Origin of the sequence: Arthrobacter sp. S2(2024) (genome assembly GCF_036662515.1) — a bacterium.
Lineage (GTDB): Bacteria > Actinomycetota > Actinomycetes > Actinomycetales > Micrococcaceae > Arthrobacter.
In genome coordinates this window covers 151,696-172,696 of record NZ_JAYKZI010000006.1, presented here as the reverse complement: position 1 = coordinate 172,696, position 21,001 = coordinate 151,696, and the positions used below count along the sequence as shown (strand labels likewise).

20 protein-coding genes are annotated in these 21,001 nt (G+C 64.3%); 12 read left to right on the top strand and 8 right to left on the bottom strand.

Annotated elements, in window-relative coordinates:
- Positions 1-29: 29 nt before the first annotated feature.
- The 5 genes from VLA65_RS14355 (at position 30) to VLA65_RS14335 (ending at position 6,102) form a co-directional block, all read left to right on the top strand.
- Positions 30-845, top strand: coding sequence for a FadR/GntR family transcriptional regulator (locus VLA65_RS14355; protein WP_284991977.1), 816 nt, complete (start codon positions 30-32; stop codon positions 843-845).
- A gap of 20 nt (positions 846-865) precedes the next feature.
- A complete protein-coding gene (locus tag VLA65_RS14350; RefSeq protein WP_442880310.1) occupies positions 866-1,891 on the top strand; it encodes an asparaginase in 1,026 nt (341 codons plus the stop codon).
- 35 nt (positions 1,892-1,926) lie between these two features.
- Positions 1,927-3,351 carry an aspartate ammonia-lyase gene (aspA, locus tag VLA65_RS14345; protein WP_307053253.1) on the top strand — a complete coding sequence of 475 codons (1,425 nt, stop codon included), beginning with the start codon at positions 1,927-1,929 and terminating at the stop codon, positions 3,349-3,351.
- A gap of 124 nt (positions 3,352-3,475) precedes the next feature.
- Positions 3,476-5,140, top strand: coding sequence for an amino acid permease (locus tag VLA65_RS14340; RefSeq protein WP_332602899.1), 1,665 nt, complete (start codon positions 3,476-3,478; stop codon positions 5,138-5,140).
- 290 nt (positions 5,141-5,430) lie between these two features.
- Positions 5,431-6,102 carry a FadR/GntR family transcriptional regulator gene (locus tag VLA65_RS14335; protein WP_284991975.1) on the top strand — a complete coding sequence of 224 codons (672 nt, stop codon included), beginning with the start codon at positions 5,431-5,433 and terminating at the stop codon, positions 6,100-6,102.
- On the opposite strand, the gene VLA65_RS14330 is transcribed toward VLA65_RS14335, so the two are convergent.
- The 8 genes from VLA65_RS14330 to VLA65_RS14295 form a co-directional block, all read right to left on the bottom strand.
- A complete protein-coding gene (locus VLA65_RS14330) occupies positions 6,099-6,968 on the bottom strand; it encodes an amidohydrolase family protein (RefSeq protein ID WP_332602898.1) in 870 nt (289 codons plus the stop codon). The genes VLA65_RS14335 and VLA65_RS14330 overlap by 4 nt on opposite strands.
- On the bottom strand, positions 6,961-7,917 hold the full coding sequence (locus tag VLA65_RS14325) for an aldo/keto reductase (protein ID WP_332602897.1): 957 nt from the start codon (positions 7,915-7,917) through the stop codon (positions 6,961-6,963). The genes VLA65_RS14330 and VLA65_RS14325 overlap by 8 nt, the downstream gene beginning before the upstream one ends.
- Entirely contained in the window at positions 7,914-8,228 is a 315-nt protein-coding gene (locus tag VLA65_RS14320) for an L-rhamnose mutarotase (protein ID WP_332602896.1), read from the bottom strand. Before VLA65_RS14320 ends, VLA65_RS14325 begins: the two co-directional genes overlap by 4 nt.
- Before the next feature lies 1 nt (position 8,229).
- Entirely contained in the window at positions 8,230-9,513 is a 1,284-nt protein-coding gene (locus VLA65_RS14315; protein ID WP_332602895.1) for an alpha-L-fucosidase, read from the bottom strand.
- Between the two features lie 72 nt (positions 9,514-9,585).
- Entirely contained in the window at positions 9,586-10,485 is a 900-nt protein-coding gene (locus VLA65_RS14310; RefSeq protein ID WP_306963553.1) for a carbohydrate ABC transporter permease, read from the bottom strand.
- Complete coding sequence (locus tag VLA65_RS14305) at positions 10,478-11,437, bottom strand: carbohydrate ABC transporter permease (protein WP_332602894.1); 960 nt, start codon at positions 11,435-11,437, stop codon at positions 10,478-10,480. The genes VLA65_RS14310 and VLA65_RS14305 overlap by 8 nt, the downstream gene beginning before the upstream one ends.
- 73 nt (positions 11,438-11,510) lie before the next feature.
- Positions 11,511-12,749 (bottom strand): ABC transporter substrate-binding protein, encoded by a 1,239-nt coding sequence (locus VLA65_RS14300; RefSeq protein WP_306973098.1) that lies wholly within the window; start codon positions 12,747-12,749, stop codon positions 11,511-11,513.
- A 57-nt stretch (positions 12,750-12,806) separates the two neighbouring features.
- Entirely contained in the window at positions 12,807-14,132 is a 1,326-nt protein-coding gene (locus VLA65_RS14295) for an L-fuconate dehydratase (protein ID WP_332602893.1), read from the bottom strand.
- A gap of 144 nt (positions 14,133-14,276) precedes the next feature.
- On the opposite strand from VLA65_RS14295, the gene VLA65_RS14290 reads away from it, so the two are divergent.
- The 7 genes from VLA65_RS14290 to VLA65_RS14260 all read left to right on the top strand — a co-directional run bounded on the left by VLA65_RS14290 (position 14,277) and on the right by VLA65_RS14260 (position 20,984).
- A complete protein-coding gene (locus tag VLA65_RS14290) occupies positions 14,277-15,188 on the top strand; it encodes a fumarylacetoacetate hydrolase family protein (protein WP_332602892.1) in 912 nt (303 codons plus the stop codon).
- On the top strand, positions 15,185-15,934 hold the full coding sequence (locus tag VLA65_RS14285; RefSeq protein WP_332602891.1) for an SDR family NAD(P)-dependent oxidoreductase: 750 nt from the start codon (positions 15,185-15,187) through the stop codon (positions 15,932-15,934). The genes VLA65_RS14290 and VLA65_RS14285 overlap by 4 nt, the downstream gene beginning before the upstream one ends.
- Before the next feature lie 93 nt (positions 15,935-16,027).
- Complete coding sequence (locus tag VLA65_RS14280) at positions 16,028-17,353, top strand: ATP-binding protein (RefSeq protein ID WP_332602890.1); 1,326 nt, start codon at positions 16,028-16,030, stop codon at positions 17,351-17,353.
- Positions 17,354-17,432: 79 nt separating this feature from the next.
- Complete coding sequence (locus VLA65_RS14275; RefSeq protein ID WP_059388699.1) at positions 17,433-18,092, top strand: transmembrane-type terpene cyclase; 660 nt, start codon at positions 17,433-17,435, stop codon at positions 18,090-18,092.
- A 3-nt stretch (positions 18,093-18,095) separates the two neighbouring features.
- Positions 18,096-19,343, top strand: a complete 1,248-nt coding sequence (locus tag VLA65_RS14270) for a low temperature requirement protein A (protein WP_284991963.1) — start codon at positions 18,096-18,098, stop codon at positions 19,341-19,343.
- A gap of 217 nt (positions 19,344-19,560) precedes the next feature.
- The gene (locus VLA65_RS14265; protein WP_284991962.1) at positions 19,561-19,794 is read left to right on the top strand and encodes a helix-turn-helix transcriptional regulator; all 234 of its coding nucleotides are present in this window, start codon (positions 19,561-19,563) and stop codon (positions 19,792-19,794) included.
- The gene (locus VLA65_RS14260) at positions 19,791-20,984 is read left to right on the top strand and encodes a type II toxin-antitoxin system HipA family toxin (protein ID WP_332602889.1); all 1,194 of its coding nucleotides are present in this window, start codon (positions 19,791-19,793) and stop codon (positions 20,982-20,984) included. Before VLA65_RS14265 ends, VLA65_RS14260 begins: the two co-directional genes overlap by 4 nt.
- Positions 20,985-21,001 lie beyond the last annotated feature (17 nt).

Sequence of the window (21,001 nt, the reverse complement as noted above, 5' to 3'; positions counted from 1 at the left end):
CGCCCTGTGACCCGTGCCATATTCGTAGAGTGAACCTGTCAGACAGCCGGACAGCCGGACAGGCCGCCACTGGACAGCCAGCCGTCAGCCAGAAAGCTGCAGCTGGCCAGCGCACCGCCACAAGCGGCGCCGTCCCCCGGCCGGCCCAAGGAGCCCAAGGGGCCCAGCCAGCCAGCCCCCGGCCCCTCGCCCGCTTCAGTGCAGCGGAAGCTGTGTTCAGCGCCATCCGCCAGGACATTGAAAACGGAGCCGTGCAAGTGGGGGCCAAACTCAGCTCCGAAGCCACCCTGGCAACGCAATACGGGGTGAGCCGCTCGGTCATCCGTGAGGCGCTCCGCTCCTGCACTGCGCTGGGACTGACGGTCACCAAGACCGGCAGAGGCACGTTCGTCGTCGCGGACAGGGTAGCCAACGACCTCACACTCGGCCAGTACTCGGCACGGGACCTCAACGAGGCCCGCCCCCATATCGAAGTACCGGCAGCCGGCCTGGCTGCGAAACGCCGCAGCCCGGAAGAACTTGAGCACCTCAAGGAAATTGTCGATTCAATGGCAGCCGAGACCGACCCTGAGACCTGGGTCAGCCTCGACGCCAGTTTCCATTCTGCCATCGCCCGCGCAAGCGGCAATAAGGTCTTCGAAAGCGTTGTCGCAGACATCCGCGAAGCCCTCGCCCATCAATCCGAAACCTTGAACATGGTGGCCGACCGCCAGCATGTTTCAGACGATGAACACCTCCGCATCGTCGAAGCCATTGAAGCCGGCGACTCCCCAGCCGCCGAAGCCGCCATGGCCGACCATCTCAGCGCCGTCAGCGTTGCGTTGGACACCATCCTCAGCAAATGATCCACCAACTGAAGGAAGTCATGCCCACCCCGCATGCAACGCGCACCGCTATGCCCGAAACCACCCCGGCAGGGACGATTCCGCCAACCCCGCGCCACGTCCCCCTCGCGGAACAGACCCGCGACGGCCTGGTCGAGAGCGTCCACTACGGCTCCCTGATCGCCGTCGGGCCTGACGGCGAAACACTCCTCCAAGCGGGCGATCCCGACGCCGCGTTCTACCCGCGGTCCTCCCTCAAACCGCTGCAGGCGGTCGCCATGGTCCGAGCGGGACTCAAGCTTCCGGAGAACCTCCTCGCCCTCACCGCCGCAAGCCACTCCGGCGCCGCGATGCACCTCGACGGTGCCGCACGCATCCTCGAAATGCACGGCCTGGACAAAAGCGCGTTGGAAAACAGCACCGACCTTCCCTACGGCATCGCCGAGCGCGAAGCATGGCTCCGCAGCGGCGGCGAGCCCACCCAGCTCGCACAGAACTGTTCCGGCAAGCACGCATCCATGGCCGCCACGTGCGTCATCAACGGATGGCCGGTCCAGGGTTACCTGCACCCCGAGCATCCCCTCCAAGTGCTCGTGAAGGACACCATCACCGAACTCACGGGGGAAGACGCGTTGGCAGTCAGCACCGACGGTTGCGGCACCCCGCTCTTCGCCCACAGCCTGCACGGCATGGCCCGGGCCTATGGCCGCATGGCGGCGGCGGACAGCACGGAAGCGGAAGGCCAAGTAGCCCACGCGATGCGCGCCTTCCCGGAGATGGTGGCCGGCGAGGGGCGCGACGTCACAGCGATCATGCGTACAGTTCCCGGGTTGCTCGCCAAGGACGGCTTCGAAGGCCTCCAGCTCATCGGCCTGCGGAACGGCACAGGCATCGCCATCAAGATTTCCGACGGCGCCGACCGCGCCCGCATGCCCGTCACCGTCCGCGTCCTTGAGGAACTAGGGCTCGACGGCGGCCAGCTCGCCACGCTCGCCAGCCCGCCTGTGTTGGGCGGCGGCCACCCTGTTGGCGTGCTCCGTGCCGCGAACTTCCTTGCATCCAACTGACGCAGCCAAACAAGCACAAAGACCAAAGGACAGCAATGACTTCTGCCGTGCCCGCCACGACAATTCCAGGGTTCCGCTCGGAACACGATCTCCTCGGTGACCGCGACGTCCCTGCTGATGCCTACTGGGGCGTGCACACGCTGCGTGCCATCGAGAACTTCCCCATCACCGGCCACCCCTTGGCCAGCAACGCCAACCTCGTCAAGGGCCTCGCCGCGGTCAAGCTCGCCGCTGCCCGCACCAACCGCGAACTCGGTCTCCTCGACGACGAACGGGCCGACGCCATCGAACAAGCCTGCCAGGACATCCTGGACGGCAAGCTCCACGAGCAGTTCATGGTGGACGTTATCCAAGGCGGTGCCGGCACCAGCTCCAACATGAACGCCAACGAGGTCATTGCCAACCGGGCCCTTGAAATCCTTGGCCACCCCAAAGGCGACTACGCCAGGCTGCACCCGAACGACCACGTCAACCTGAGCCAGTCCACCAACGACGTCTACCCCACCGCCGTCAACCTGGCCACCATTTTCTCGGTCCAGGGCCTTCTCGAGGCTCTTCAGGAACTCCAGGTCGCCTTCGCGGAGAAGGGCCAGGAATTCCGCACGGTGGTCAAGATGGGGCGCACGCAGTTGCAGGACGCCGTCCCCATGACCCTCGGCCAGGAATTCGGCGGCTACGCAGTGACCGTGGGCGAGGACCGGGCTCGACTGGCCGAGTCCCAGCTGCTCATCCACGAGATCAACCTCGGCGCAACCGCCATCGGGACCGGCCTGAACGCTCCCGTTGGATACGCCGCAGCGGCCTGCAGGCACTTGGCCGAGATCACCGGCCTGCCGCTGGTCACCTCGGTGGACCTCATCGAGGCCACCCAGGACGTAGGCGCGTTCGTCCACCTCTCCGGTGTGCTCAAGCGCGTCGCCGTCAAGCTTTCCAAGATTTGCAACGATCTCCGCTTGCTGTCCTCCGGACCGCGTGCGGGACTGGGCGAGATCAACCTCCCGGCTGTGCAGTCGGGATCGTCCATCATGCCAGGCAAGATCAATCCGGTGATCCCGGAAGTGGTCAGCCAAGTGGCGTATGAAGTCATCGGCAACGATGTCACAGTCACCATGGCAGCCGAAGCCGGACAGCTCCAGCTGAACGCCTTCGAACCGATTATCGTCCACAGCCTCCACAAGAGCATCTCCCACCTGGAAGCCGCGTGCCGCACACTCACGTCGCGCTGCATTCGGGGCATCACCGCGAATACCGAACACCTGCGCCTCACCGTAGAGCAGTCGATCGGACTCGTCACGGCACTCAATCCGCACATCGGCTACGCCTCCGCCACCGCCATCGCCCAGGAAGCGCTGGCAAGCGGCAAGGGCGTCGCCGAGCTCGTTCTCGAACACGGCTTGCTGACCTCGGAGCAGCTCGATGAGCTCCTCCGCCCCGAACGCCTGGCCAACCTCAGCAACTAGGCTGAGCCGCGCAGAGCGTCCGACGACGGCGCCACTCACCAGCCGCCGTCGGGCCTGAACACGCGAAGAAACAGGCCGGACGGCAAGATCCGGACCCCCAACAGGACACCCCCTAAGGATTCCCATGACCAATGCACCCATCACGGACCACACGGTCCCTCCGCAGGCGCACTCCACTGAAAAGCTCCTCCACGCCGAGGACAAGGGCTATCACAAGAGCTTGAAGCCGCGTCAGATCCAGATGATCGCAATCGGCGGCGCCATCGGCACCGGCCTGTTCCTGGGTGCCGGCGGCCGCCTCAACGCTGCGGGCCCTTCCCTTGTCATCGCGTACGCGGTCTGCGGCTTCTTTGCCTTCCTGATCCTGCGCGCGCTTGGCGAACTCGTGCTGCACCGCCCGTCCTCGGGCTCCTTCGTCTCCTACGCCCGGGAGTTCTTCGGCGAGAAGGCTGCGTTTGTGTCCGGCTGGTTCTATTGGATCAACTGGGCAACCACCACCATCGTGGACACCACGGCCGCGGCCCTCTACATGAACTTCTTCGGCAAGTACGTCCCTTGGATCGGAGTCGTCCCGCAGTGGGCCTGGGCACTGATCGCGCTTCTGGTGGTGCTTTGCCTGAACTTGGTCTCGGTCAAGGTCTTCGGCGAAATGGAGTTCTACTTCGCCCTGATCAAGGTGGCCGCGCTGGCGGCGTTCCTGGTGATCGGCACGTACTTCGTCATCTTCGGCACGCCGGTACCGGGCCAGGAAGTGGGCTTCAGCCTCCTCACGGACCACGGCGGTATCTTCCCCACCGGCATGCTGCCCATGATCATGCTCATGCAGGGCGTTCTGTTCGCCTACGCCTCGATTGAGCTTGTGGGCACGGCAGCGGGCGAAACGGAGAACCCCGAGAAGATCATGCCCAAGGCCATCAACTCAGTGGTCTTCCGCATCGCCGTCTTCTACGTCGGTTCCGTCATCCTGCTGGCGTTGCTGCTGCCGTACACCTCCTACGTCAAGGGTGTCAGCCCGTTTGTGACCTTCTTCGGCCACATCGGCGTACAAGGCGTGGACGTGATCATGAACCTCGTGGTCCTGACCGCCGCCCTGTCCTCCCTGAATGCCGGGTTATACTCCACGGGCCGCATCCTGCGCTCCATGTCCGTGGCCGGTTCCGCTCCCAAGTTCGCCCAGCGCATGAACAAAGCCGGCGTCCCCTACGGCGGCATCGCCATCACGGCCGGCGTCTCCCTGCTCGGTGTTCCGCTGAACTACCTCGTACCGTCCGACGCCTTCGAGATCGTCCTCAACGTCGCCTCCGTGGGCATCATCGTCACGTGGGCCACCATCGTCTTGTGCCAGATGCAGCTCAAGCGCTGGGCCGACAAGGGCTGGCTGAAGCGTCCGTCTTTCCGGATGTTCGGCGCCCCCTACACTGGCTACCTTTCGCTGCTGTTCCTGGTGGGCGTGCTGGTGATGGTGTTCATCGACTCTCCGCTCACCATGCTGGTTACGGCCATCGCCTGCGCGCTCATTGTGGTTGGTTGGTACATGTGCCGCAAGCAAATCCACGAGATCGCCGCAGCCNACCTTTCGCTGCTGTTCCTGGTGGGCGTGCTGGTGATGGTGTTCATCGACTCTCCGCTCACCATGCTGGTTACGGCCATCGCCTGCGCGCTCATTGTGGTTGGTTGGTACATGTGCCGCAAGCAAATCCACGAGATCGCCGCAGCCCGGGACGGCTTCACGGGCAGCTCGCCGGTCATCGCCAACCTGCCGGTTGCCGGTGCCGAGGACAGGATCTAGCCCCCAGTACTGAGTGCCCGACGGCGGCACCCGCGGTTCCGTTCGCGCGGAACCCGGGTGCCGCCGTCGTGCCCCCCACCTGATCCCCACCGCCACCCTCGCCTCGCAAGTCCCCACCGGCTCCCAGCCTTCGCAAGCTCAGGCCGGGGCCTCGCCGGTGTGGCCCCACGGCCAGGGAACCCTGGCGGCGTGGGCCCACGCATTTGTTGTCATTTTGGAGCCTCATAACGGCAACAACTGCGAGGTAGTTGGGTGCCAGACATCGGATCATTCGCCGTTAGGATGTAGCCATGGCTGTCACAGATGAAGCGATCGGCAAGATCAAGGACATGCTGATCCGCGGCGAACTCAAGGCCGGGGACCGCCTTCCGCCGGAGAAGGAACTGAGCGAGCGGCTCGGCCTCTCGCGAAGCTCCCTGCGCGAGGCCGTCAAAGCGCTCGAACTCATCCGTGTCCTCGACGTGCGGCGTGGGGACGGCACCTACGTCACCAGCCTCGACGCCAAGTTGCTCAATGAAGCAGTGGCATTCGTCGTCGATCTCCACCAGGACCGTTCCATCCTGGAACTCTTTGAGGTCCGACGAATCCTGGAGCCCGCCACCGCATTCATCGCCACAGGCAAGATCACTCCCACGGCACTCACGGCGTTGCGCGCCACGATGGACGGGATCGACGAGAACACCGACGTCGAAGAACTCGTGGCCCACGACCTCGAATTCCACGGCATCATCACCCAGGCCGCCGGAAACGACTACCTCGCCGGCCTACTCGAAGCCCTCTCCAGCAGCACCGTCCGGGCGCGCATCTGGCGCGGCTTGACCCAGGAAAAAGCCGTGGCGCACACCCTTGCCGAGCACAAGGCCATCGCGGACGCCTTGGAACGTGGCGACGCCGAGCTGGTCCGGGCACTCGTGACCGTCCACATCAGCGGCGTCGAGAGCTGGTTGCGCCAGGCGCTCTAGTTCGCGATGCTTCGCTTTTGAAGCCCATACGTCCGCACGGCGGTTCCCTCAAGAAACTCCGCCCGCTCACCCGAAGTGAGCTCCTCGGCGAGTTCCAGAAGAACTCCGAGGGTTCGTCCGTACGGCGCACCCAAGGTACTGACGGGCCAATCTCCGCCGACCATGAGCCGTCCAGGACCGAAAGCTTCGAGCGCTTCATCCCACAGCGGACGCAATGCCTCGGCCGTGTACGGGACGCCCGGCAAGTGCAGGCCGGACACCTTGGCCACCGTGTTGGGCAGCTCAGCCAAGGCGCGGAAATCCGCTCGCCACACGTCCATCGCCGCAGGATCGGCCATCGGCGGCTTCCCGAGATGATCCAGCACGATGGTCAGCTCCGGCAGCTCCCGGGCGAGGTGGACCGCACTACCGAGGTGCCTCGGAAAGGCGTCCGGGACGTCGAACGCCAATCCGTGGCCGGCGAGCACGCGCAAGGAATCGCGGACCGCGGGCAATTCGAGGAAATCGTCCCGCGGATCATCGTGGACCAAGTGCCGCACGCCCCGGAACGCGGGGTTCCGGAGGAACCGTTCCAGTTCCTGCTCCGCTTCGGCCGGCTTATCGAGGGGAATCCAGCCCACGACGCCGAGTACCCAAGCGTTGCGGTCGGCGGCGGCGAGCATGGACTCAGTATCCAAAACGGTGTCGTCAGCCTGAACGAGCACCGCTCCATCGACGCCAGCGCCATCCAGGGTTTTCCGTGCCTCAGACTCGCCGTAGCTACGGAAGAGTCCGCCGTGCTGCGGCCCAAGCCACGCGTACGGACGCGGACCGCCGCCGGCTGGATCCGGCCCGAGGTCCCACAGGTGCAGGTGCGAATCAATCACCCCGCACACCCGCCAAAGCCGCCCACAGTTCTTCCGGCACATCCTCATTCATCCGGGCCGCGTTGGCTGACACTTGCTCCGGACTGCTGGCCCCCACCGTCACGTTCACAACGGCCGGGTGTCGCAGGCTGAACTGGAGTGCCGCCGTCGGGAGCTCCACCCCGAACCCGCGGCACACGCCGGCGAGCGCCCGTGCGCGCTCCACCAGTGCGCGCGGGGCACGCGCATAGTTGTAATGCGAGTCCTCGGGTACGTCCGGCCTCGCCAGCAGGCCGGAATTGAAGACGCCCACGTTTACGACGCCGGTGCCGCGCGCCACACAGCGGTCCAGGAACGGAACGCCGGGCTGCTCTAGCAACGTGTACCGGCCGGCGAGCATCACCAGGTCCAGATCGGCCGCTTCGACGCATTCGAGCGCAGCTTCCGCCGAGTTGGTCCCGACGCCGATCGCCTTCACCACGCCGTCCGCCCGCAGCTTTTCCAAGACCGGCAGCGCTTCGCCGATCCCCTTGGCGAGGTTGTGGACATCAGGATCGTGCAGGTAGGCGATGTCCACGTGGTCCAGGCCGAGCCGTTCGAGCGATTCCTCGATGCTCCGGCGGATCCCCGCTTCTGAGAAGTCCCATTGGCGTTTGCTCGTTGCTGCGACGTCGAAGCCTTCGTCGTCCTTCGCGCTGAATCCCACGGCGTTCGGCACCAGCAGCCGGCCCACCTTGGTTGACACAGTGAACTCACTCCGTGGCATCTCCCTCAGCACCGCACCAAGCCTGCGCTCGGAGAGCCCCAGCCCGTAGTGCGGCGCGGTGTCGAAGTAGCGGACCCCAGAGTCCCAGGCCGCCTTGACGGTGGCGGCGGCCTGGGCGTCCGGCATGGCACGGTACAGGTTGCCGATACCGGCGGCGCCGAAGCCGAGCTTGCCCAGCGCGCCATCCCACGACGTGCCGCTCATACCAGCTCCCATACCAAGGGGATGCCGGAGTCATTGCCGGAATAGTCGTCCTGGACTTCCAGCATCTCCGCCATGCGGGCCTGCCACGGGACGTTGGCCGGATGGTCCGCGAGCGTCCGGCGCATGGCTTGATAGTCCTCCACCTCAACAAGGTGGAAGAGCTCCTGGCCGCTGCGCCAGATCCTCCAATTGCCCACTCCGGCCTCTTTCAAGGCCGCGACGAGTTCGGCGGGGATCCCCGCATGGGCTTCCGCATAGTCCTGCTCGGCACCCGGCTTGAGCCGGGTGTGCAGGGCAATGGTTTCCGGCACACTACACCCCGGGCTTCAGGAAGAGTTCGACGACGGGCACCGCCACGTCCGGTCGCTGGACGGGCAGCTTCAGTGTCAGGGTACCCGCTGGTTGTCCGCCAGGAGTGGTGTTGATTGCCGCCCGGTCCGGTGCGATCTCCAGCATCGCGACTTCGGAGGCGTCGTTGAGCAGTTGGGCGTATTCCACTTTGCCGGCGAGTTCGGGGAGATGGACGTATTCGAACGGCCACGCAAACAAGTGGACGTAAAGGCGGTCACCGCGGCGTGTGTACCGGGCGTCGGCAGGCGCGGTCCACGCAGCGGGTCCAGCTCCGTAGATGGCCCGGGAATGCAGCTTCATCCAGTCGCCGATGCCGCGGAGGGACTCCACGGCCCGGGGATCGAAATTGCCGCGGGCCGTGGGGCCAACGTTGAGGAGCAGGTTGCCGTCCTTGGACACCCCATCCACAAGCATGCGCACCAGCAAGTCCACGGACTTGTAGTCCAAGTTGTCCCGGTCATAGCCCCAGCTACCGTTGAGGGTTTGGCATGCTTCCCAAGGCACTTCGATGCCGTCCACCACCATGGGCCCGGAAGGCTGGTACTGCTCCGGCGTGGCGAAGTCGCCAGGAATGTCCAGGCGGTCGTTGACGATGATGCCGGGTTGAAGTTCCCGGACCATCTTCAAGAGTTCCACGGACCCCCACGCGTCGCGGCCCTTTCCGCCCCAGATGTGGTTGTGGTCCTCGCTCGTGTAGGAAAAGTCGAAGAAGAGGTAGTCGATCTGGCCGTAGTTGCTCAGCAGCTCGCGCACCTGGCCATGGAGGTATTCGCGGTAGCGGGCCATGTCGCGGCCCTCGTTGAGCTTTTCGGCCTCGGGGTTGTCGCGTTCGGGGTGGAACCCGTCGATGGTGAAATCCGGGTGGTGCCAGTCAATGAGGGAGTGGTAGAAGCCGACCTTCAGGCCGAATTCCCGCAACGCTTCGACGTACTGGGCCACGAGGTCCTGCCCGGACGGAGTCTTGGTGGATTTGTAGTCGGTGAGCGCGGAATCCCAGAGGCAGAAGCCTTCGTGGTGCTTGGTGGTTAGCACTACGTATTTCATGCCGGCGTCTTTCGCCGCGCGGGCCCATTCCCGCGGATCGTAGAGATCCGGGTTGAAGTGCTGGAAGTACTTCTCATATTCCTCGGCAGGAATACGTTCGCGGTTCATGGCCCACTCGTGCCGGGCCGGCAGGGCGTACAAGCCCCAGTGGACGAACATACCGAACCGGGACTCCGTGAACCAAGGTGCTTGGGCGATCATTGGTGGTTACTCCTTCAAGGTTGTTGCGGGTCTTTGGGTTGTTGAGTGTTGTGCGGCCTTGGAGGTAACGCGTCAGCGTCCGCCAAAGCCGCTCGTGACGATGCCTTTGACGAGGTGTTTCTGCAGGAGGATCAGCAGCAGAAGGGTGGGAGCCATTGAGATCACGGAAGCGGCCATGACCAGGTGCCACTGATTGCCCTGTTGGCCGAAGAACATCTGGAGCCCCAACGGGATGGTGCCGAGGTTGTTGACGTCGTTGATCACTACCAATGGCCAGAGGAACGAGTTCCAGTAGCTGATGAAGCTGAAGACCGCCAGGACGGCCATGGTGGGCCTAGCCAGTGGAAGCATGACCAACAGGAAGGTCCTCAGGGTTCCCGCGCCGTCCACCCTGGCCGCGTCGTCGAGTTCTTGGGGTACGCCAAGGAAGAACTGCCGGAGCAGGAAGGCACCGAATGCCGTGAACGCCCAGGGCACAATGAGCGCCTGGAAGGTGTTCACCCAGCCCACCTTCTGCATCATGACGAACATCGGGACAATCAGGACTTCTTGGGGGATCATCAGCGTTGCGAGGAACACCATGAAAACCAGGTTCCGTCCCCGCCAGCGCTGCCGGGAGAAGGCGTAGCCGGAGAAAGCGGAAACCACCAGGGTGAGTGCCGTTCCAGCGGCCGAAACCAAGAGTCCGTTGCCCATGAAGCGCAGGAACGGCATGTAGTTCAGGGCCTCCTGGTAGTTCTGCCACCGGAATTCCGAGCCGAACAACTTCGGCGGGACGCTGAAGATCTCAGCAGGGGGTTTGAACGATGTCGCAAACATGTAGATGAGCGGCGACAGGAAGAGCAGCGCGATAAGGCAAAGGATCATGTATCCGATGGCGGGCCGGATCCTCGTGGTCCATCGTCTTCCGGGCTCTCCGGAGCCACGGGGACGGGCGGTGAGGGGGCGTATCCGGCTGGTTGTCTCAAGCATCGTAGTGGACCCACTTCTTTTGTCCGAGGAACTGGACTGCAGTCACGCCGAGGATGATGACGAACAGGATCCAAGCAGCCGCGGATGCCAGGCCGAGCTGGTGGAACTGGAAACCCTGGTTGTAGATATAGAGGACGATCGTCGAGGTGGCCGAACCCGGCCCTCCCTTGGTGAGGATGAACGGCTGGGCGAAGACCTGGAACGAGGTAATGAGGGTCATCATCGTGCCAAAGAAGATGGACGGCGAAATGAGCTTGAGCTTGATGCGCCAGAAGATGGTCCAGGCGTTGGCGCCATCGATTGCGGCCGCTTCGGTGAGGTTCTCAGGAACTGCGTCCAAGGCGGCGGAGAACACCAGCATGTTGTAGCCGAACCCCTGCCACACGCTCATGACGACAATGGCCATCATTGCCCAGTGTTCGTCTCCGAGGAAGTTCGGCGCTGAAATTCCCGTGGCGCTTTGCAGGGTCCCGTCGATGAATCCACCGGGTTGGTACAGCATCCTCCAGACGACGACGTTGGCCACCACCGGGGTGATCGAAGGAATGAAGAAGATGACCCGGAAGATGTGGCGCCCCTTGATGCGCGGAGTCAACCACGCGGCAAGGCCGAGGGAAACAACCAGGTTCAGGGGCACATAGAGGACCACGAACAGCACGGTGTTCCCGACAACCTGCCCGAAGATCGGATCGCTGAACAGCTTCTCGTAGTTGCCCAGGCCGAAGAAACTCGGGGTTCCCAGGAGCGGCCAGCGGAAGAAGCTGATGACGAGGGAAACAACGATCGGCAGCAGCGTGAAGATCGCGAGACCGAGGCCATGCGGCAGGGCAAAGGCCGGTCCCCACATTGTCCTCCGGCCGAGCTGGGCATCCGTCTCGGCCTTCGCCTTCCCACTGACGGTGGCAGCCGCTGCTTCAGGAAGCGGCGCCTTTGCGGGCTTGAGTAGTGTCATTTCTCATTCCTTTGCGAAGAGTGCGTGCCTGCCCGGCTGTTAGTCGGGCACTGCCAGGCAGGCATCACACTGATCATCGGGGCAGCTGGGCCGCAATGTCTTTCATGACATCCGCTGCGCTCTGCTGTCCATTGATGGATTTGACGAGGTACTGGTTGAAAAGCTGGCCCAGTTGGTCGCTGTTGGTGTTGCTTGGCATCGGCACTGCCGTGGCCTCGGCGCTCTTAAGGGTCTCCGCGACTCCGGGAATGCCCGCGTTGTCAATCCACTTTGTCTGCTGGGCGGTGCGTGCGGCCAGTGCGCGCCCGGCTGCCGCCAGATTCCCCAGGACCTTGTCGCCGGTCATTTCCTTGAGGGCGGCAAAGGCCTTGTCCGGAGTAGCGCATTGCTTGGAGATGCCCCAGCCGGAGCCGGCGCTGAACGTCTTCCCGCCGCCAGGGCCGGCGGGAAGGGTGGTGACGCCGACTTTGAACTTGGCTTTGGCCTTGACGTCCAGCAGGGACCACGGACCGTCGATACTCATCGCGGTATTGCCGGCCATGAATTCATTGGCGCTGAATGCCGTGTCGCCGCCGGGCAGTTCGGGGGAGACCTTCTCCTTGCTTGTCAGGTCGGAAACCCACTGGAGTCCCTTGGCGAAGGTCGGATCGCTCGCGTCCATGGTGCCGTCTTCCTTCAAGACGCGTCCGCCGTTGTAGGCGAGGACTTGCGATTCAACGAAGAGATCGGCCGTGTTCGGTGCGATCGCATGTTTGCCGTTGGCCGTCAGCTTCTTCGCGGCTGCCACGAACTCGTCGGCCGTCCAGCCCGCCTTCGGGACCGGCACGCCCGCGGCGTCGAACATGTCCTTGTTGTAGAACATCATCACCGGGCCCACGTCATACGGCAGGGCGTACAGATTGTTGTCGGCGCTGAGCCCCTTGATCATGGAGGAGTCGAAGGCGCTCAAATCCAGGTTGTTCTTTTTCACCAGGTCATCGAGCGGCAGCATGCCATCCTTGAGCTGCGCTGTCCGCAGGCTCTGGACCGCCACCAGGCACGGGGCTGTGTTCGAGCTGAGCTGGGTGCTCATCTTGGTGAAGTAGTCCTGGAAGGTAGAACCCTGCAGGGTGATCTTCACATCGCCCAAGGTGTTGCTGACGTCATCGGCAACTTTCTCCCAGTTCTTCTGGTCTTCCGTGCCGCCGACCCACATGGCCCACGTCATGGCGGTCTTGCCGTCTGCGGTACTGCCGGACGAGCTGCCCCCGCAGCCTGTGAGTCCAATGAGGCCCAGTGCCAAGGCACCTGCCACCAACGCTTCTTTGCGCATATCTTTCACCACGTGCTTTCAGTAGGGAACTGTGCTTTCGAGGAATTTCGATAAAGGTTATTGCCGGGGAGTCAAAGGAGGGGATCCCGCGGCCCACACAGGGCCATCGGGAAAGCTGTAGCCGGCCAACGTGCCGCCGACCATTTCACTGCCGGCACCGGGTGCCGACGGCGGCCAGTACGAGCCGTCGTGGACATCCACCGGAGTGACAAAGTGCTCGTGCAGATGGTCGACGAACTCAATCATCCGACCATCCTTGTCGGCGGATACCGCCACGAAATCGAACATCGACAAGTGTTGGACGGCCTCGCAGAGGCCAACTCCACCTGCATGTGGGCAGACGCGGACGCCGAACTTCGCCGCGAGCAGGAGGATGGCGATGTTCTCGTTCACTCCCGCCACCCTCGCCGCATCCAGTTGCAAGACCTGCAGGGATCCGGCCTGCAGCATCTGCTTGAACATCACGCGATTTTGGACATGCTCACCCGTGGCCACGGGGATCGGCGCCACGCCCCGGGCAATCGCGGCATGGCCGAGGACATCATCCGGACTGGTGGGTTCCTCAATCCAGGCAATGTCATAGGGAGCCAAATGCGCCATCCAGTCAATCGCTTCCTGGACGTCCCAGCGTTGGTTCGCATCCACGGCGATCTTGATATCAGGCCCCACAGCGTCGCGGGCCGTGCGGACGCGCCGGATGTCGTCTTCCAGCGAGGCCCCCACCTTGAGCTTGATCTGCCCGAAACCGTCTGCAACGGCTTCCTTGGCCAGCCGCACAAGTTTGTCGTCGCTGTAACCCAACCAGCCCGGCGTCGTGGTGTATGCGGGGTATCCCTCCGCGAGAAGTGCTGCCCTGCGGGCGGCGCGCCCCGGCTCCGCCGTCCGCACTATCCCCAGCGCGTCCTCCGGCGTGAGTGCATCGCTGAGGTACCGGAAGTCCACGAGCGCCACAATCTCCTCCGGACTCATCCGGGAAAGCAGCTCCCAGAGAGGCAGTCCGGCCCGCTTGGCTTTGAGGTCCCACAGGGCGTTGACGACGGCGCCGATCGCCATGTGCATCACGCCCTTTTCGGGGCCAAGCCAACGGAGTTGGGAATCGTGGACCAGGAGCTTCCAGGTACCGCCCATGTCGCCGAGCAGTTCCTCGACGTTGCGGCCCAGGATGTGGTGGCGGAGTGCTTGGATCGCCACTGCCTCCACCTCGTTGCCGCGCCCGATGGTGAAGACGAAACCGTGGCCCTCATGACCGTCACCCGCGTCGGTACGGATCACCAGATATGCCGCCGAATAGTCCGGATCCGGATTCATGGCATCCGATCCGTCCAGTTCCTGGGAGGTGGGAAAACGGATATCGAAGGTGTCCACCGCGGTGATGACGCTCATTGTGCTCCTTGCTTGGCAGCAGGTAGTTTGCTGGGATGAGCGTAAACATCCGATGTCTGCATTGTCAATGGGTCACATTTCCGTATTATGGAGAGCAACAGCAGACTAGAGCTCGGATGTTAGAGCCAGAGCACGGAGGAATACATGAACATGAAATTCGCCCGGCTGGGCACTGCCGGAAATGAAAAGCCGGTTGTCATCGCCCAAGACGCCAACGGCACCGAAAAGTACTTCAGCCTTGACCCGCTGACGAAGGACATCAACGGAGAGTTCCTCGCAACGGACGGCATCGCACGCACCCGGGAAGCCCTTGCTGCCGGCAATCTGCCCGGGATTTCTGCCGAAGGCCTCCGGATCGGTTCGCCCATCGCCCGGCCCGGCAACGTCGTCTGCATCGGCCTCAATTACACGGCCCACGCGGCCGAATCCGGAGCAACGCCCCCGGAATCACCCGTGGTGTTCCTGAAGCCAAGCAACACGGTCAGTGGCCCGTTCGACGCCGCGCCCATCCCGCCGTCGTCGGAGAAGTACGACTGGGAGGTGGAACTCGGAATCGTGATCGGTCGCGAAGCGTCATACCTTTCCAGCACGGACGAGGCCGCGGACTGCATCGCGGGCTACGTCGTCGCCAATGATCTCTCCGAGCGCGATTACCAACTGCCCGGCGCCGCGGGCCAGTGGACCAAGGGCAAGTCCCTTCCGCAGTCCACTCCCCTGGGGCCGTGGCTGGTTCCCGCGGATGGGCTCGACGCCGGACACCTCGCGTTGCGCACCTGGGTCAATGGCGAGATCCGCCAATCGTCGGACACTTCGGACATGATCTTCGACGCGCTGACCGTGGTCCACCACCTCAGCCAGTACATGGTCCTGGAGCCCGGCGACGTCATCCTCACCGGCACTCCGGAAGGCGTGGCGCTCTCTGGTCGCTTCCCGTACATCCAACCGGGCGACGTGGTGGAGCTCGAAGTCGAAGGACTCGGCCGCCAGCGCCAGGAGTTCTACAGAGCCCACGCAGCTTCGCTTGCTTCAGTAGGCACTGACAAGGCAACGCGGTGAGCACCGAGTTCGAGGGACTTGTAGCGCTGGTCACCGGCGGGGCGTCCGGCATCGGCGCGGCGATCGCGGACCGGCTCGCCGACGGCGGGGCGCAGGTCGCCGTGCTCGACCTCAACCCCTCCGGGACCCCGCATTTCGGCGTCGAATGCAACGTGGCCGACGACGCCTCGGTGCGCTCCGCCGTCGACGCCGTCGTCCGGAAGTTCGGCCGGCTCGACGTGGTGGTCAACAACGCAGGGATCGGCGCCCAAGGGGACATCTCTGCAAACGACGACGCCGAATGGCACCGCGTACTCGACATCAACGTGGTGGGCATCGCCCGCGTCAGCCGTGCGGCTCTGCCGTACCTGCGCGAATCGCCCGCGGCCGCGATCGTGAACACCTGCTCCATCGCCGCGACGGCAGGGCTGCCGGAGCGGGCCTTGTATTCGGCGTCGAAGGGCGCAGTCTTGTCCCTCACGCTGGCCATGGCGGCCGACCACGTCCGCGAAGGGATCCGCGTCAACTGCGTCAACCCCGGCACGGTGGACACGCCATGGGTAGGCAGGCTGCTCGAATCCTCCGCCGATCCCGCCGCCGAACGCGCTGCCCTCAACGCCCGACAGCCACACGGCCGTCTCGTGGAGGCCGCCGAGGTGGCCGGCGCCGTCGCCTACCTCGCAAGCCCGCTGTCCGGCTCGACGTCGGGCACGTCCCTGGCGATCGACGGCGGCATGCAGGGGCTGCGGTTGCGCCCAGTGGGATAGCTACGTAACGCAACGCCCGCGCAACCCCTCTCCACCACCGGTTCGCCTATGCTCAACACCAGGCAATCGATGGCGATCCACCAAGGAGCAGGCATGAGCAATTGGCGCATCAGGGACTTCCATTCCTCGGACATGGACGGGATACTGCACCTTTGGGAGTCGCTCAAAGCCGACAACGTGGACCCTGTCTATGCGCTCTCCGAGGTCCTTGCTTCATGCGAGAAGGACCACGCGGTGGTGGCGGTGCAGGGCGAGCAGGTGGTTGGTGCCGCCGTCGGACGTGCGGCCCATGACCAGGGCTGGATCGTTTTCCTGGCCACGCTGCCCGAATTCCGTGGACGCGGGATCGGCACTTCGCTGCTGGCCGCCGTCGAGAACCGGATGACTCCGCACGGGCTCAACAAGCTCTCGGCGCTCATGCCCGAGTCCGAAACCCGAGTCGAGGCGTTCCTGGGCCGCGGCTTCCTGCTCAAGCAAAACCTGCACTATTTTGAGCGGACCATCCCGGTGCAGCGCCAGGAACTCGAGCCGTTGAGCCAGCTCGGCGGCCGCATCCTGGCCCGGGACCTGTGGGAAAACGTCGCCGGCATGCGCCGCGAAAAGGAGCTGCTGGAACGCCGTCTGGTCCTACCCCTGGCCGAGGCTGACCTCGCCGACCAATTCGGCGTGGTGCCGCCGCGCGCCGTCGTGCTCTTCGGCCCTCCCGGGACCGGCAAGACGACCTTTGCGAAAGCGATCGCGTCCCGGCTCGAATGGCCGTTCGTGGAGGTCTTCCCCTCCCGCCTGGCCTCCGATCCCAAGGGACTGGCCGGCGCGCTTCGGGAGACGTTCCTGGAAATCGCCGAACTGGAGCACGCGGTCGTCTTCATCGACGAGGTGGAGGAGATCGCGTCCCAGCGGTCCGGTGAGCCGCCGTCCCCGCTGCAAGGCGTCACCAACGAACTCCTCAAGATCATCCCGGCCTTCCGCGAACAGCCGGGCCGCCTCCTGGTGTGCGCCACCAACTTCATCCGCGCCCTGGACACCGCCTTCCTGCGCCACGGCCGCTTCGACTACGTCATCCCCATCGGGCTGCCGGACGTCCATGCCCGCGAGGCCATGTGGCAGCGATTCATCCCGGCCAGCGTGGTGGACTCGGTGGACGTGGCCTTGCTGGTGTCGCGGACGGAGGGCTTCTCCCCCGCGGACATAGAGTACGCGGCACGCAGCGCCTCCCAGCGTGCCCTGGAAAAAGCCGTCTACACAGCCGACGCTCCCGGTGAAGGCGCCTCCTCCGGGGGCCCCGCACCGGCGTCGAACGCCCGCAAGGGACCAGTCACGCAGGACTATCTCGACGCGATCGCCGACACCCGCACCACCGTCAGCGACGAAGTCCACCAAGACTTCCTCGAGGACATCGACTCTCTCGCCCGGGTTTAGAGCAACGCGGGGTCACTTACGGCCCATGTTGGGGCCCCGGATGGGCCGTAAGTGACCCCGCGTTGGAGAAGGAGGAACCGTGAACCTGTTTCTGACCATCCTGAGCGGGGTCGCTTGGACTACGGTTTACATTTGCGCGATCCGGATCGGGTTTCGCGATAAGACGTACGCGATCCCGGCGGCGGCGCTGGGTTTGAACTTCGCGTGGGAAGTCATCTACTCGGTGCATTCGCTCAGCACGAGGCTCTCCGTGCAGGGCGTCATCAACATTGCCTGGGCGTTGGCCGACGTCGCGATTGTGTACACGTTCTTCGCGTTCGGCAGGCGGGAACTTCCCGGATTTGTCACACGGCCGCTGTTCATCGGGTGGGCGGCTCTCTTGGGCTTGGCGTCGTTCGCGGTGCAGTGGCTGTTCATCACCGAGTTCGATTGGGATCCGGCCTCCCGGTACGCGGCATTCCTGCAGAACCTCCTGATGTCCGGCCTGTTTATTGCGATGTTCGCTGCCCGACGCAGCTTGCGGGGCCAGTCCCTGGTGATCGCTGTGGCGAAGTGGATCGGAACCCTCGCGCCAACGATCACCTTCGGGGTGCTCGAGAATTCACTGTTCATCCTGGGCATTGGCGTCCTGTGCAGCATTTTCGACCTGACGTACATCGGGCTGCTGTTGTGGGCCAAAAGGAACCCGGGCGCCCTCTCCAGGGATCGGGACTCGGGGGGCCTCCCGGCGGTACCCTGAACCATGTCCATGAATCCATTGCGCCATGCATTGTCGCGCATGGGCGGGCGCGATCCCCAGGAGCTGAATCGCACCGCCACACCCCTGGAACTCTTCTTTGACCTGACTTTTGTCATCGCCTTCGGGGTGGCCGGCAGCCAGTTCGCTCATGAGCTGGCCGAGGCCCGTTTCGGCTCCGGGTTGATCGGCTTCACCTTCGCGATGTTCGCCGTCATGTGGGCCTGGATCAATTTCTCGTGGTTTGCCAGCGCCTATGACACTGACGACTGGGTCTTCCGGGTTGTCACCATGGTGCAGATGGTGGGTGTGCTCATCCTTGCCATGGGCATCGAGCCGATGTTCCAATCGCTCGACGAAGGCCACCGCGTGGACAACTCGACCATGGTGCTGGGTTACATCATCATGCGCTTGGCGTTGGTTTTTCAGTGGCTACGCGCGGCGAAGCAGGATCCGGAGCGCAGAAGCGCTTGCCTCACCTACGCGAAGTTCCTGGTGGTGGCACAGATCGGCTGGGTGGTGGTGCTGATTGTCCACGCCGACATCCTGACGAATTTCCTCATGGCTGCCCCGCTCTTCCTGCTGGAAATGGCGACGCCGACCATCGCCGAGCGCAAAGCCAAGACACCGTGGCACGCGCACCACATCGCGGAACGCTACGGACTCCTGGCGATCATCGCCTTGGGCGAGTGCCTGATCGGAGCCATCGAATCCCTTCGGGCAATCGTGGCCCTTCATGGCTGGTCTGTTGACGCAGCCCTCGTGGGTCTCGGCGGGACCGGGCTGGCCTTTGGAATGTGGTGGATCTACTTCATCCTCCCGGCTGGCCACGCCCTGCATCACCAACGGCACCGGGCATTCGCCTTCGGATACGGCCACATGTTCATCTTTGGGTCAATCGCCGCTACTGGTGGCGGACTTCATGTGGCCGCGCTCTTCATTGATCATGCGGCCCTCATCAGCGCCACCGTTGTAGTGGCGACCATCGCCGTCCCGGTGGCCCTGTTCAAGGTAGCCCTGAGTTCGCTCTACGGCTACCTGCTGGGTTTCGACCGCGCGCTCCTCGGGGTCACGGCCCTCGTGGTCGTGTTGCTTTGCGGCAGTGTGGGCCTGGCCGCCCTGGACGTCTCTGTTCCTGTCTGCATGATGGTCATTGTGGCGGCTCTGGCCCTCTCGATCGTGATCGACGAAAGGCGCGGGGCGGCACGCCGGGAAGCTGCGCTGGAAAGGCTGGGGGCACACCCGGCCACCTAGGCGAAATCGTGGGTCCTGGCCCCAAAGCGCCGTACCGGAACGCAGCGAACGGCCTGCACCCACGATGCCGCGGCGCGGCACATCGGCACGAACGTACCGATTCCCAGCGATCGACCCTTGATTCGCTTCCCATGGAGGCGGAAAATGGTGAAACCGGCACGAACGTACCGGAGCGCGGACAACGCGCATGCCCACAAAAAGGCGAGGAAGGATGGACATGTCCTCCAGGGAATTCACCGAGTCCCTTGGCGCCAAGGTCCGTGCCCGCCGCGGCTCCCTGAGCCTGAGCCAGTCCGACCTCGCAGACCTCGCAGGAGTCTCGGAGCGATTCGTCCGGTTCGTGGAGCAGGGGAAGACCACGGTCCAATTGGAGCCACTCCTTGCGGTCCTCGGCACTCTGGGCCTTGAGCTCAAGGTGCAACCCGCGGGCAAGCAATCCAAGCTGCCATGACCTTCCACCGCATCGCCGACGTCTACAAGCAAGGCGTCCTGGCCGCGCGCATCGAGCGGCATGAAGGCGGCACCAAGTTCAGCTACTTGCCGCGGTACCTCGACTCAGGCGGTCCGGCCGTTGCCACGACGCTCCCGCTGACGCGTGAAGCAGTGTTCACCCCGAGCGGCGCGGTTCCGCCCTATTTCACGGGCCTCCTCCCGGAAGGCCGCCGCCTGAATTCCCTGCGCCGGGCGGTCAAGGCCAGCGCCGACGACGAGCTCGCGCTCCTCATGGGCGCGGGCGGGGACGCCGTGGGCGATGTCCAGACGGTCCCCCACGGCGAGCCGCCCACGGAAGGAGGCTCCGCCGTCGTGCTCGACTCGAAGCTGCCGCTCGACTTCGATGCGCTGCTCGGCGATTCGGGCCTCATCGACCCAGTGGCGCTGGCGGGGGTGCAGGACAAGTTATCGGCCGGGATGATTTCGCTCCCGGTAGCGCAAGCCGGCAAGCGCTTCATCCTCAAGCTCAATGCTCCCGAGTTCCCGTTCGTGGTGGAAAACGAGCTCCTCATGTTCCGTTTTGCCCGCAAGCTCCGGATACCGGTGAGCAGCGTGCAGTTGGTGCACGACGTCGGCGGGCGGGCGGGGCTGCTCGTCGAGCGTTTCGATCGCCTCACCGGAGCCGACGGCGCTCCCGTGCGCCTCGCCGTCGAGGACGGAGCCCAAGTGCTGGGCCTGTACCCCGCGGACAAGTACAGCGTGCCGTTCGGCGAGGTTTGCGCGGCGCTGGCGGCACACTGTTCCGCACCACTCCCTGCCTTGCGGAACCTCGCCATCCAGCTGGCTTTCGCCTGGCTAAGCGGCAACGGCGACCTGCATGCGAAGAACGTGTCCATGCTTCAGTCGCCGCAGGGCGAATACACCGTTGCTCCGGTCTACGACATCCCCTCCACAGTGGTCTACGGGGACAAGACGCTCGCGCTGGCCATCGGCGGCAAGAAGAGTGGAATCTCCCGTAAGCACTTCCTTGCCTGGGCCGCGAAGCTCGGCCTGACGGAGCGCGCAGCGGAAGGAATTTTGGGACTCGCGCTCACGGCCTCGGGCCCGCTCATCGCAGAGCTCGACGCCGGCGCCTCGCCTTTCGGGCCGCTGCAGACGAGGGACTGGATCAAGGAGCTAAAGCATCGGCGAAGGTTGATGGGCGGGTAGATTTCCCTGCACCGGGC